This window comes from Rhodoferax lacus, from assembly GCF_003415675.1.
GTDB classification, from domain to species: Bacteria; Pseudomonadota; Gammaproteobacteria; order Burkholderiales; family Burkholderiaceae_C; genus Allorhodoferax; species Allorhodoferax lacus.
This window is the reverse complement of sequence record NZ_QFZK01000026.1, coordinates 1-13240: the sequence shown is the minus strand read 5'-3', so window position 1 is coordinate 13240 and position 13240 is coordinate 1. Positions and strand designations below refer to the sequence as shown.

Annotated in this window: 10 protein-coding genes and 1 tRNA gene; all 11 read right to left on the bottom strand. The window is 59.6% G+C overall.

Features of this window, described 5'->3' with window-relative positions:
• Positions 1 to 7 precede the first annotated feature (7 nt).
• Positions 8 to 535 carry a LemA family protein gene (locus DIC66_RS20860; RefSeq protein ID WP_117180116.1) on the bottom strand — a complete coding sequence of 176 codons (528 nt, stop codon included), beginning with the start codon at positions 533 to 535 and terminating at the stop codon, positions 8 to 10.
• Between the two features lie 133 nt (positions 536 to 668).
• Entirely contained in the window at positions 669 to 4889 is a 4221-nt protein-coding gene (gene rpoC, locus DIC66_RS20855) for a DNA-directed RNA polymerase subunit beta' (RefSeq protein WP_117180115.1), read from the bottom strand.
• An 18-nt stretch (positions 4890 to 4907) separates the two neighbouring features.
• Positions 4908 to 9020: a DNA-directed RNA polymerase subunit beta gene (rpoB, locus tag DIC66_RS20850; RefSeq protein WP_117180114.1), complete on the bottom strand. Its 4113-nt coding sequence runs from the start codon at positions 9018 to 9020 to the stop codon at positions 4908 to 4910.
• Between the two features lie 280 nt (positions 9021 to 9300).
• Entirely contained in the window at positions 9301 to 9672 is a 372-nt protein-coding gene (rplL, locus tag DIC66_RS20845; protein ID WP_117180113.1) for a 50S ribosomal protein L7/L12, read from the bottom strand.
• Between the two features lie 40 nt (positions 9673 to 9712).
• Complete coding sequence (gene rplJ, locus DIC66_RS20840) at positions 9713 to 10255, bottom strand: 50S ribosomal protein L10 (RefSeq protein WP_117180112.1); 543 nt, start codon at positions 10253 to 10255, stop codon at positions 9713 to 9715.
• Between the two features lie 270 nt (positions 10256 to 10525).
• A complete protein-coding gene (gene rplA / locus DIC66_RS20835) occupies positions 10526 to 11221 on the bottom strand; it encodes a 50S ribosomal protein L1 (RefSeq protein ID WP_117180111.1) in 696 nt (231 codons plus the stop codon).
• Positions 11222 to 11653, bottom strand: a complete 432-nt coding sequence (gene rplK / locus DIC66_RS20830) for a 50S ribosomal protein L11 (RefSeq protein ID WP_117180110.1) — start codon at positions 11651 to 11653, stop codon at positions 11222 to 11224.
• A 151-nt stretch (positions 11654 to 11804) separates the two neighbouring features.
• Entirely contained in the window at positions 11805 to 12398 is a 594-nt protein-coding gene (gene nusG, locus DIC66_RS20825) for a transcription termination/antitermination protein NusG (protein ID WP_117180109.1), read from the bottom strand.
• The gene (gene secE / locus DIC66_RS20820; RefSeq protein ID WP_117180108.1) at positions 12398 to 12781 is read right to left on the bottom strand and encodes a preprotein translocase subunit SecE; all 384 of its coding nucleotides are present in this window, start codon (positions 12779 to 12781) and stop codon (positions 12398 to 12400) included. Before secE ends, nusG begins: the two co-directional genes overlap by 1 nt.
• A 126-nt stretch (positions 12782 to 12907) precedes the next feature.
• Positions 12908 to 12983: transfer RNA gene (locus DIC66_RS20815), tRNA-Trp, on the bottom strand.
• Positions 12984 to 12992: 9 nt separating this feature from the next.
• On the bottom strand, positions 12993 to 13240 hold a 248-nt coding region (locus DIC66_RS20810; RefSeq protein WP_476705501.1), incomplete at its 5' end, for an EF-Tu C-terminal domain-related protein.

The window sequence follows — 13240 nt, the reverse complement described above, 5'->3', positions numbered from 1 at the left end:
GTTGTTCTTATAAGGTACCGGCTACTTTAAAGCCCATCATCTCCACCACCAGGCTGGCCGGAAACTGGTCCAGCGCCTGGTTGTAGCGTTCCACAATCTGGTTGAAGCCGCCGCGCGCGGTGCGCACCTTCAGTGCGGCTTCATCCCACAGTTTCTGCATCGCCTCGGGCATGGTGGGCCCCGCCAGATCGGCGGGTTGTTCGCGCAAGGTCGTCCACTCCAACTCGATGGCATCCACGGTTTGCGCCAAAGCTTGCAGCGCAGGCAGCTGCAGCGGCGCGGCGCGCGCTGCCTTGCACTGCGCATCCAGCGCCTTGACGCTGCTGACCAGGCCCGCCCATTCCATGGGGATGTAGGAGCCCTCTTCATCGGGGAACTGCACGTTGATCAGGCTGGTGTAGCTGCGCAGGTGTTTCTCCACCGAGCCCAGCGCATCCAGGCCGCGTGCGCGCATGCGCATCAGGCGGTTGTACAGCCCCACGCACCAGAACACGGTGACGGCAGCCAGCAAACCAAACAGGACGGACGCGCTCATGCAATCAGCATACTTGATAAACCGCAGCCTCCAAAAAGAACGCCCCAAGCCTTCGTCAAGAGGGCTTGGGGCGTTGCACAAAGGCCAGCCAAAGCAGTTGCTTTAACTGGCGCTTTGCCAGGAGGACTGGTGATTACTCGCCAGCGATTCCTTCGTCCGCAGAGGCTTCCTGCACCGTCTCGCCAGCCAACTCGGCCGCTTCGGCATCGGCAATGGCGCGGCGCTCGGCGTCGTCCATGCTTTCGCGCACCTTGCGGGCTTCGTGGTAGGCCAGGCCGGTACCAGCGGGGATCAGGCGACCGACGATCACGTTTTCCTTCAGGCCACGCAGCTCATCGCGCTTGCCCATGATGGCGGCTTCGGTCAGCACGCGGGTGGTTTCCTGGAAGGAAGCCGCGCTGATGAAGCTGTCCGTAGACAAGGACGCCTTGGTGATACCCAACAGCAGGTTGGTGAACACGGCAGGCACCTTGCCCTCGGCACGCAGACGGTCGTTGGTGTTGAGCATTTCCGAGCGCTCGACCTGTTCACCATTGATGTAACCGGAGTCACCAGTAGCCTCGACCACCACACGGCGCAGCATCTGGCGAACAATCACTTCGATGTGCTTGTCGTTGATCTTCACGCCTTGCAAGCGGTACACGTCCTGGACTTCGTCCACGATGTAACGGGCCAGCTCTTCGGAGCCCAGCAAACGCAGGATGTCCTGCGGGTCGGCCGGGCCGTCCACCACGGACTCGCCCTTGTTGACCACCTGGCCTTCGTGCACCAGGATGTTCTTTTCCTTGGGCACGAGTTCTTCCCAGACCTTGCCTTCTGGGTCGGTGATCTGCAAGCGGACCTTGCCCTTGGTTTCCTTGCCGAAGGACACGGTACCCGTGGTCTCGGCCAGGACACCCTTGTCCTTGGGAGAACGGGCTTCGAACAGCTCGGCCACGCGGGGCAGACCGCCGGTAATGTCGCGGGTCTTCTGGCCTTCGATGGGGATACGGGCCAGCACTTCGCCGGGGCCGACGTCCATACCGTCACGCACCTGCACCAGGGCGCCCACAGGGAAGCCGATGGTCACCGAGTGATCGGTGCCTGGGATCTTCACTTCGTGGCCGGAGGCGTCGATCAGTTTCACCTGAGGACGCACCACCTTGGCAGAACCGCGGCGCTTCGGATCGATCACCACCAGGGTGGACAGACCGGTCACTTCGTCGAGCTGCTTGGCAACCGTCAGGCCCTCTTCCACGTTCTCGAAGTGCGCTTTACCAGCGAACTCGGTAATGATGGGTCGGGTCAGCGGATCCCAGTTGGCCAGAATGGCGCCAGCCTTGATGGTCTGGTCAGCCTTGACGGTCAGGATCGCGCCGTACGGCACCTTGTGGCGCTCACGCTCGCGGCCATGCTCGTCCTGGATGACGATTTCACCGGAACGGCTAATCACCACCAACTCGGACTTGCTGTTGGTCACATAGCGCATGGTGGCGTTGAAGCCGATCACGCCGTTGGACTTGGCTTCCACGCTGGATGCGATGGCAGCGCGCGAGGCGGCACCACCGATGTGGAAGGTACGCATGGTCAGCTGCGTGCCGGGCTCGCCGATGGACTGGGCAGCGATCACACCGACAGCTTCGCCGCCGTTGATCAGGCCGCCACGGCCCAAGTCGCGTCCGTAGCACTTGGCACAAATGCCAAAGCGGGTTTCGCAGGTCAGCGCGGTACGCACCTTGACTTCGTCGACGCCAGCTGCTTCCAGCTCTTCGATCTTGTCTTCGTCCAGCATCTCGCCGGCCACGGCCAGCACGCTGCGGTTTTCGGGGTGCAGCACATCGTCGGCTGCAGTACGGCCCAGGATTCGGTCGCGCAGCGATTCAATGGTTTCACCGCCTTCGACAATGGCGCGCATGACATAACCGTTGTGGCTGCCGCAATCCTGCTCTGTCACGACCAGGTCTTGCGTGACGTCCACCAGACGACGTGTCAGGTAACCGGAGTTGGCTGTCTTCAAGGCCGTGTCGGCCAGACCCTTACGGGCACCGTGGGTGGAGATGAAGTACTCCAACACGTTCAGACCTTCGCGGAAGTTGGCGGTAATAGGCGTCTCGATGATGGAGCCGTCAGGCTTGGCCATCAGACCCCGCATACCAGCCACCTGGCGAATCTGCGCTGCAGAACCGCGGGCGCCGGAGTCGGCCATCATGTAAATGGAGTTGAAGGACTCTTGCGTCACTTGCTTGCCGTGGCGATCGGTCACGGTCTCTTTCGAGAGACGCGCCATCATCACCTTGGAAACTTCGTCACCCGACTTGCCCCAGATGTCCACCACCTTGTTGTAGCGCTCACCGGCTGTCACCAGACCGGAGACGTACTGCTGCTCGATCTCTTTGACTTCCTTCTGGGCGCGGCCAATGATCTCGTGCTTCTCGGGCGGCACCAGCATGTCGTCGATGCAGATGGAGATACCAGCCTTGGTCGCCAGACGGAAACCGGCTTGCAGCAGCTTGTCGGCAAACACCACAGTCTCTTTGAGACCGCACTTGCGGAACGACACGTTGATGAGCTTGGAGATTTCCTTCTTCTTCAGGGCCTTGTTCAGGTTGGAGAAGGGCAATCCCTTGGGCAGGATTTCGGACAGCAGGGCACGGCCGGCGGTGGTCTCCCACAGCTTGGTCGAGGGGATCAATTCACCCGTTTCCTTGTCCTTGGTGTACTCGGTCAGACGCACGTTGATACGCGCGTTCAGGTCGACTTCACCCGCGTCAAAAGCGCGCTGCACTTCACCGGTGTCGGCAAAAATCAGACCCTCACCCTTGCCGTTGATACGGTCACGGGTGGTGTAGTACAGACCCAGCACCACGTCCTGCGAAGGAACGATGGAAGGCTCGCCATTGGCAGGGAACAGAATGTTGTTGGAGGCCAGCATCAGCGTGCGGGCTTCCATCTGCGCTTCCACCGACAGGGGTACGTGGACAGCCATCTGGTCACCGTCGAAGTCGGCGTTGAAGGCCGCGCAAACGAGGGGGTGCAGTTGGATAGCCTTGCCTTCGATCAGGATGGGCTCAAAGGCCTGGATACCCAAACGGTGCAGCGTAGGCGCACGGTTGAGCATCACGGGGTGTTCCTTGATGACCTCTTCCAGGATGTCCCACACCACCGGCGTGCCGGATTCGACTTCCTTCTTGGCCGCCTTGATGGTGGTGGCAATGCCCATGGCTTCCAGGCGCGCGAAGATGAAGGGCTTGAAGAGTTCCAAGGCCATCAGTTTCGGCAGGCCGCACTGGTGCAGCTTGAGCGTGGGGCCCACGGTAATCACGGAACGACCGGAGTAGTCCACGCGCTTGCCCAGCAAGTTCTGGCGGAAACGACCCGACTTGCCCTTGATCATGTCTGCCAGGGATTTCAGAGCGCGCTTGTTGGCGCCTGTCATGGCCTTGCCGCGGCGGCCATTGTCCAGCAAGCTGTCCACGGCTTCCTGCAACATGCGCTTTTCATTGCGGGCAATGATTTCGGGCGCTTTGAGTTCCAGCAAACGGCGCAGACGGCTGTTGCGGTTGATCACGCGGCGGTACAGGTCGTTCAGGTCGGAGGTGGCAAAGCGGCCGCCGTCCAGGGGTACCAGCGGACGCAGGTCCGGTGGCAGCACGGGCAGCACGTCCAGCACCATCCACTCGGGCTTGATGCCGGATTTCTTGAAGGCTTCCAAGACTTTCAGGCGCTTGGCGTTCTTCTTGATCTTCAGCTCGGAGCCGGTCAGGTCGTTGCGCAGCTTCTCGATGGAGCCATCGATATCAATGCCTTGCAGCAGGTCCTTGATGCCTTCAGCGCCCATCTTGGCCTGGAACTCGTCGCCGTATTCCTTGAACTTGGCGTCGAAGTCGTCTTCGGACATGATGCTGAATTTCTTCAGCGGGGTCATGCCGGGGTCGGTCACCACATAGGCTTCGAAGTACAGCACGCGTTCGATGTCACGCAGGGTCATGTCCAGCACCAGGCCCAAACGGCTTGGCAGGGACTTCAGGAACCAGATGTGGGCGCAGGGTGCGGCCAGATCGATGTGGCCCATGCGTTCACGGCGCACCTTGGTCTGGGTGACTTCAACGCCGCACTTCTCGCAGATCACGCCGCGGTGTTTAAGGCGCTTGTACTTGCCGCACAGGCATTCGTAGTCCTTGATGGGGCCGAAGATCTTGGCGCAGAACAGGCCGTCACGCTCGGGCTTGAAGGTGCGGTAGTTGATGGTCTCGGGCTTCTTCACCTCGCCGAAAGACCAGGAACGGATCTTCTCGGGCGAAGCCATGCCGATCTTGATGGCATTGAAATGCTCATCGGGGGTGAACTGCTTGAACAGGTCGAGTAAAGATTTCATGTGAGTTCTTTCCCTTCTTTAAGAGCGTTCGAGTTCAATGTCCAGGCCCAAGGAACGGATTTCCTTGACCAGCACGTTGAACGATTCCGGCATGCCGGCTTCGATGGAGTGTTCGCCCTTGACGATGCTTTCGTACACCTTGGTACGACCCTGCACGTCATCGGACTTGACGGTGAGCATTTCCTGCAGCACGTAGGAAGCGCCATACGCCTCCAGTGCCCACACTTCCATTTCACCGAAACGCTGTCCACCGAACTGGGCTTTACCGCCCAGGGGCTGTTGGGTAACCAGGCTGTAAGGACCGGTCGAGCGGGCGTGCATCTTGTCGTCCACCAAGTGGTGAAGTTTCAGGTAGTGCATGTAGCCCACGGTGGTGGTGCGCTCGAAAGCGTCGCCCGAGCGGCCGTCATACAGCTGCGCCTGGGTACGGGTGGCAGTCAGGCCCTTGGCCTTGGCTTCTGCATCCGGGTAGGCCAGTTGCAGCATGTCGCCGATTTCGGCTTCCGTGGCACCGTCAAACACGGGGGACGCAAACGGCACGCCGTTGGTCAGCTCTTCGGCCATGCCGCGGATTTCTTCGTCGGACAGCTGGGCCAGATCTTCCTTGCGGCCCGTGCCGTTGTAGATCTTTTCCATGAAGCCGCGGATTTCCACCACAGCGGCTTCGCGCTGCAGCATGTCGCCAATGCGCTGGCCCAGGCCCTTGCCGGCCCAGCCCAGGTGCACTTCGAGCACCTGACCGATGTTCATCCGTGAAGGAACGCCCAAGGGGTTCAACACGATGTCCACGGGGGTACCGTCAGCCATGTAGGGCATGTCTTCCACCGGGGTGATCTTGGAGACCACACCCTTGTTACCGTGGCGACCGGCCATCTTGTCACCGGGCTGCAGGCGGCGCTTGACCGCGATGTAGACCTTGACCATCTTCAGCACGCCTGCGGGCAGCTCGTCGCCCTGGGTGAGCTTCTTGCGCTTCTCTTCAAAAGCCAAGTCGAAGCTGTGGCGGGTTTGCTCCAGGGAGTTCTTGATGCTCTCCAGTTGCGTGGCCACATCTTCATCGGCGGGACGGATGTCAAACCAGTGGAACTTCTCGACGGAAGCCAGGTAGGCCTTGTCGATCTTGGTGCCCTTGGCCAGCTTGTTGGGGCCGCCGTTGGCAGGCTTGCCGTCGAGCAGCTTGGCAATACGGTCAAACGCGTCGGCTTCCACAATGCGCAGCTGGTCGTTCAGGTCCAGACGGAAGCGCTTGAGCTCGTCGTCAATGATCTGCTGGGCGCGCTTGTCGCGGGTGATGCCTTCGCGGGTGAAGACCTGCACGTCGATGACCGTGCCTTGCGAGCCCTGGTCCACGCGCAGCGAGGTGTCTTTCACATCGCTGGCCTTTTCGCCGAAGATGGCGCGCAGCAGCTTTTCTTCCGGAGTCAGCGTGGTCTCGCCCTTGGGTGTGACCTTGCCCACCAGCGTGTCGCCCGGCAGAACCTCGGCACCCACGTAGATGATGCCGGACTCGTCCAGACGGTTGAGTTGCTGCTCGGACAGGTTGGGGATATCACGGGTGATTTCCTCGGCACCGAGCTTGGTGTCACGCGCCATCACCACGAGTTCTTCGATGTGGATGGAGGTGTAGCGGTCTTCGGCCACCACACGCTCGCTGATCAAGATCGAGTCTTCGAAGTTGTAGCCGTTCCAGGGCATGAAGGCCACCAGCATGTTCTGGCCGATGGCGATTTCGCCCAGGTCGGTCGATGCGCCGTCAGCCACCACGTCACCCTTGGCCAGCTTGTCGCCACGCTTGACGATGGGACGCTGGTGGATGTTGGTGTTCTGGTTGGAACGCTGGTACTTGATCAGGTTGTAGATGTCCACACCGACTTCCCCGGCCACGGTCTCGGCGTCGTTCACGCGCACCACGATGCGGGTCGCGTCGACATAGTCCACGATACCGCCACGGGTTGCAGTCACCACGGTGCCCGAGTCGATAGCGGCCACGCGCTCGATACCGGTGCCCACCATGGGCTTTTCCGGACGCAGCACGGGCACAGCCTGACGTGACATATTCGCACCCATCAAGGCGCGGTTGGCGTCATCGTGCTCCAGGAACGGAACCAGCGAAGCAGCCACGGACACGATCTGCGCGGGCGACACGTCCATGTACTGGATGCGCTCGGCGCCACACAGAATGGATTCACCCTTTTCACGGGCAGACACCAGGTCGCCAGTCAGCACGCCGTCCTTGTCCAGGGCCGCATTGGCCTGGGCAATCACGTACTTGCCTTCTTCGATGGCCGACAGGTAGTCGATGTCCATGGTGACCTTGCTGTCCACCACGCGGCGGTACGGGGTTTCAATGAAACCGTACTCGTTCAGGCGGGCATACAGGGCCAGGGAGTTGATCAGGCCGATGTTCGGGCCTTCAGGCGTTTCAATGGGGCAGACGCGACCGTAGTGGGTCACGTGCACGTCACGCACTTCGAAGCCGGCACGCTCACGCGTCAAACCGCCCGGGCCAAGGGCCGATACGCGGCGCTTGTGGGTGATTTCCGCCAGCGGGTTGGTCTGGTCCATGAACTGGGACAGCTGCGAGGCACCGAAGAACTCTTTGAGCGCTGCGGAAATCGGCTTGCTGTTGATCAGGTCGTGGGGCATCAGGGGCTCTTGCTCGGCCTGACCCAGACGTTCCTTCACGGCTTTTTCGATACGTGCCAGACCGGTGCGGTACTGGTTCTCGGCGAGTTCGCCCACGCAACGCACGCGTCGGTTGCCCAGGTGGTCGATGTCATCGACTTCGCCACGGCCATTGCGCAGATCAACCAGGATCTTGACCACGGCCAGGATGTCTTCGTTGGTCAGCACCATGGGGCCGGTGGATTCGGCACGGCCCATTTTGGCGTTGAACTTCATGCGGCCCACGCGCGACAGGTCGTACGTATCCGGGTTGTAGAACAGTCGCTGGAACAGGGCCTGGACTGCGTCTTCCGTTGGCGGCTCGCCGGGGCGCATCATGCGGTAGATGGCAACACGGGCGGCGAATTCGTCGGCGGTTTCATCGGTGCGCAGGGTTTGCGAGATATAGGCGCCTTGGTCCAACTCATTGGTGTAGATGCAGGCCAGGTCGTTGATGCCTTCGGTGCGCAGCTTTTTGAGCAGCAGCTCGGTTACTTCCTCGTTGGCCTTGGCGATGATTTCGCCGGTGTCAGGGGCCACCACATTGCGGGCCACGACGCGGCCGATCAGGAAGTCTTCGGGCACGCTGATGTGCGTGGTGCCGCCGGTTTCCAGATCGCGGGTGTGGCGCGCGGTGACGCGCTTGTCCTTGGCCACGATGACCTTGCCGCTCTTGTCGGTGATGTCAAAGCGGGCCACTTCGCCGCGCAGACGCTCGGCCACAAATTCCATTTGTGCGCCGCTGTCCATCAGGCGGAAGTTGTCGTTGACGAAGAAGTTCGCCAGGATGGATTCGTTGTTCAAGCCAATGGCGCGCAACAGAATCGTGACCGGCATTTTGCGGCGGCGGTCGACGCGGAAGTACAGCAGGTCTTTGGGATCGAATTCAAAGTCCAGCCAGGAACCGCGGTAGGGGATGATGCGCGCCGAGAACAGCAGCTTGCCCGAGCTGTGGGTCTTGCCCTTGTCGTGTTCAAAGAACACGCCAGGAGAGCGGTGCAGCTGGGACACGATGACACGCTCGGTGCCGTTGATGATGAAGGAACCCTTGGTGGTCATCAGGGGCACTTCGCCCATGTAGACCTCTTGTTCCTTGACTTCCTTGACCACCTTGTTTTGCGAGGTGGAGGACTCACGGTCATAAATGATCAGTTGTACCTTGGCGCGCACGGCCGAGGCAAAGGTCAGGCCACGGGTCTGGCACTCACGCACATCGAACGCTGGCTTGGCCAGGTTGTATTCCAGGTACTTCATCTCCACAAAACCGTTGTGGGAGACGATGGGGAAGGCCGCATCAAAGGCTGCTTGCAGTCCTTCGTTGGTGCGCTTCTTGGGCGCCATGTCCGCTTGCAGGAACGCGGTGTACGCGTCCTTCTGCATCTGCAACAGGTAAGGGATTTCAAGCACGCTGTCGCGGTTGCCGAAATTCTTGCGGATTCGCTTGCGTTCTGTGTATGTATAAGCCATTCGATCTCCGGGCAAAGACTAAGGGAACCTTGGGGGTCCCAGGCGACTGTCGTGTTGAGCATCACTCTCAACCGGCTTGGTGATTGGCCACTACCAATCATTGGCGGACGGCCGTGCATTGCACACGGCCCGTACCAAGGCGTCTTCTGCAGTCGGGGTCAGAAGACACTTAAAAACACTGATTCACACAGGGCTTTTAGGTGCGCTCTGAAAGCGCAAAAGGCCGGTCCGAAAACCAGCCCCTTGTAATTCGAGGATGGAGCCGTAGCTCCATACCGAATTACTTGATTTCGACCTTGGCGCCGGCTTCGATGAGCTTCTTGGCAGCAGCGTCAGCGTCGGCCTTGGAGATGCCTTCTTTGACGTTCTTGGGTGCGCCGTCAACCAGGTCCTTGGCTTCTTTGAGGCCCAGGCCGGTGATTTCACGAACGGCCTTGATGACGGAAACCTTGGCGGCTCCTGCGTCCATCAGAACCACGTTGAATTCGGTCTGCTCTTCAGCCACTGCAGCAGCGGGGCCTGCAGCTGCGGGGCCTGCCATAGCAGCAGCGCTCACACCAAATTTCTCTTCGATGGCTTTCACCAGGTCGTTGAGTTCCATGACCGTCATGCTGTCCAGCGCGGTCAAAAATGCGTCTTTATCGAATGCCATTTTGATTTCCTAACAAGTTTGGTTACTACGGGTCGCGCTATTACGCTGCGACTTCGGCGGCGGCCTCGGGGGCTGCCTCTGCGGGAGCATCTGCACCAGCGCCTTTTTTGTCTGCCAATGCCGCCAGCACACGTGCCGTACGGGAAATGGGAGACTGCATCAAGCCCAACAATTGCGCCAGCAACACTTCCTTCGAAGGGATGCTTGCCAATTGCTTAACGCCGTTCACGTCCAGGACTTTTCCACCATACGCACCGGCACGGATCACCAACTTGTCGTTGGTTTTCGCGAATTCGGACACCACCTTGGCGGCGGCGACTGCGTCTACAGAAAAGCCATAGATCAGAGGACCGGACATCTGGTCAGCCACAACTTCAAATGCACTACCGGCCACAGCGCGGCGAGCCAGGGTGTTTTTCAACACACTGAGGCTCACACCGGCGCTGCGCGCGTTGTTGCGCAGTTTGGTCATGTCAGCGACCGTGATGCCGCGGTATTCCGCGATCACAAGCGTTTGAGCTTTAGCGGCGAGGGTGGTCACATCACTGATGACCGCTTCTTTCTCACTGCGATTAAGACTCAAGGTCTACTCCTTAAAAATGCGCTTTGCAGCAAATGCCACATTGCGCTCCACATTGCAGCGACCAACTGTTAACAGAAATTTCATTCCATCTGCAGCGGGATCGCCATCTGCGTTGGCCCGGATGCTGGTTGTGACACCGGCTTCCGTTATTAAGTGCTTGCCGGCATTGCTGCCGGCTTGCCCGCCAACGGTCTTGGATGACCTGCCGGCACCTTGCGATGCCTGCAGCCCACCACATCGGGCCGCCCTTGCGGGCAACCCAAATTACGATTACGCCGCGATGGTCTGGATGTCCACACGGACACCGACACCCATGGTCGACGACACAGCAACCTTGCGCAAATACACGCCCTTGCTGGTAGCGGGCTTGGCCTTGTTCAAGGCGTCTACCAGAGCAGCCAAGTTGCCTTGCAGCTTGTCGTTGTCAAACGAGCGGCGGCCAATCGTGCCATGCACAATACCGGCCTTGTCGACACGGAACTGCACCTGACCGGCTTTGGCGTTCTTGACGGCGGTAGCGACGTCGGGGGTGACGGTGCCAACCTTGGGGTTGGGCATCAAGCCACGCGGTCCGAGGATCTGGCCCAGGGTACCGACGATACGCATGGCATCAGGAGCCGCGATCACGACGTCGAAAGGCATGTCACCGGCCTTGACCATAGCGGCCAGGTCGTCCATACCGACGATGTCAGCGCCAGCGGCCTTGGCTTCTTCAGCCTTGGCGCCTTGGGCGAACACAGCCACGCGCTTGGTCTTGCCGGTGCCGTTAGGCAGAACGACAGCACCACGCACCACCTGGTCGGACTTCTTGGCATCGATGCCAAGTTGCACGGCCACGTCGATGGACTCATCGAACTTGGCGTTGGCGAATTCCTTGATCAGGACCAGTGCGTCACCCAGGGGGTACAGCTTGGTGGACTCGATCTTGCCGACTTGGGTCTTTTGTTTCTTGGTGAGCTTGGACATTTACACGCCCTCCACATTCACGCCCATGGAGCGGGCAGAACCGGCGATGGTACGAACAGCAGCGTCCAGATCGGCGGCGTTCATGTCTTTCATCTTGGTCTTGGCGATTTCTTCGAGCTGTGCACGGGTGATCTTGCCGACCTTGTCCACGTGCGGACGGGCAGAGCCCTTGTCCAGCTTGATAGCCTTCTTAATCAGGACCGTCGCGGGCGGGGTCTTGATAATGAAGGTGAAGCTCTTGTCCGCAAAAGCGGTGATCACCACAGGCAGTGGCAGTCCGGGCTCAACACCTTGGGTCTGCGCATTGAATGCCTTGCAGAATTCCATGATGTTCAGGCCGCGCTGACCCAGGGCCGGGCCGATCGGGGGGGATGGATTGGCTTTACCAGCTGGCACTTGCAGCTTGATGAAACCAACGATTTTCTTCGCCATGATTTCTCCTTACGGGTGATAACGCCTGGGTAGCGACCATTTCGCCACCCCGGCTCCCCGGGGTTGACAACTCACTTCTAAAAGCCGGTACCGAGTTGAAAAGTACCGACAGTGGTCGGGCTCTTGCGAGCCCTGAATTTGCAGCAGGTGCTCAGGTCTTCTCGATCTGCGAGAAGTCCAGCTCCACCGGAGTAGACCGGCCGAAGATGGTGACCGATACGCGCACCTTGCTCTTCTCGTAGTTGACGTCTTCCACCGAACCATTGAAGTCAGTGAAGGGACCGTCCTTGACGCGCACATATTCGCCCACCACGAACTCCACCTTGTGGCGCGGCTTGTCAGTGCCTTCCTGCATCTGGTTGACGATCTTCATGACCTCAGCCTCGGAGATGGGGGCCGGGCGATTCTTCGCGCCACCCACAAAACCGGTGACCTTGTTGGTGTGCTTCACCAAATGCCAGGACTCGTCATCCATCACCATTTCCACCAGCACATAGCCGGGGAAGAACTTGCGTTCGGTGGTTTTCTTTTGGCCGTTCTTGACTTCAACGACCTCTTCCATGGGCACCAGAATGCGGCCGAACTTGGATTCCATGCCGGCGCGCGCAATGCGCTCCAGGATGTTGCGTTCAACGGCCTTTTCCATGCCGGAATAGGCGTGCACCACATACCAGCGCAGATCCGGATTCACCGGAGTGGCAGGTACAGCGACTTCAGCAGCAGGGGTTTCAACAGTGTCGGTCATTATTTTTTCCACCCCAGAATCAGGTCATAAAAGAGCCATTCCAGTGTCTTGTCGGTCAGCCACAGGAACAGGGCCATGATCAGCACAAAGCCGAACACGTAGGCAGTGATCTGCATGGCTTCCTTGCGGGCAGGCCAGACCACCTTCTTGACTTCGCGCCAGGCGTCGTGACCAAAGGCAGCCAGTTGACGGCCAGATTCAGACAGGAAAAACACCACGATGGCAGCCGCCAGACACACCAGAAAAACCGCCCATTGCACCAACTGGCCTTGTTGGCCCAGAAGATAAAAGCCTGTCAGGGCAGCCAGCACCAATGCGGCGGCTGCACCCAGCTTGGCTTTGTCTGCCCCAGTGTTAACGGTTTGAACTTGTGTTGTGGCCATATATCTCTAACTTCGCACTTCTCTTACTTCTCACGCCTTGAACCAGCTTTGATTTCAGCACCCTTAAGACGCTGAAGCCCGCGACAATGTAGCGGGCTCTTTTTTGCCACCTTCAGCCAAGCCGGGTGGCAGGGGCAGTAGGAATCGAACCTACAACCTTCGGTTTTGGAGACCGACGCTCTGCCAATTGAGCTATACCCCTTCGGATTCCTTAGGCAATGATCTTGGCAACCACACCGGCGCCCACGGTACGACCGCCTTCGCGAATAGCGAAACGCAGGCCTTCTTCCATGGCGATGGGGTTGATCAGCTTCACGGTGATGGACACGTTATCACCAGGCATGACCATTTCCTTGCCTTCTGGCAACTCGATCGCACCGGTCACGTCCGTTGTACGGAAGTAGAACTGGGGACGGTAGTTGTTGAAGAACGGTGTGTGGCGACCGCCCTCGTCCTTGG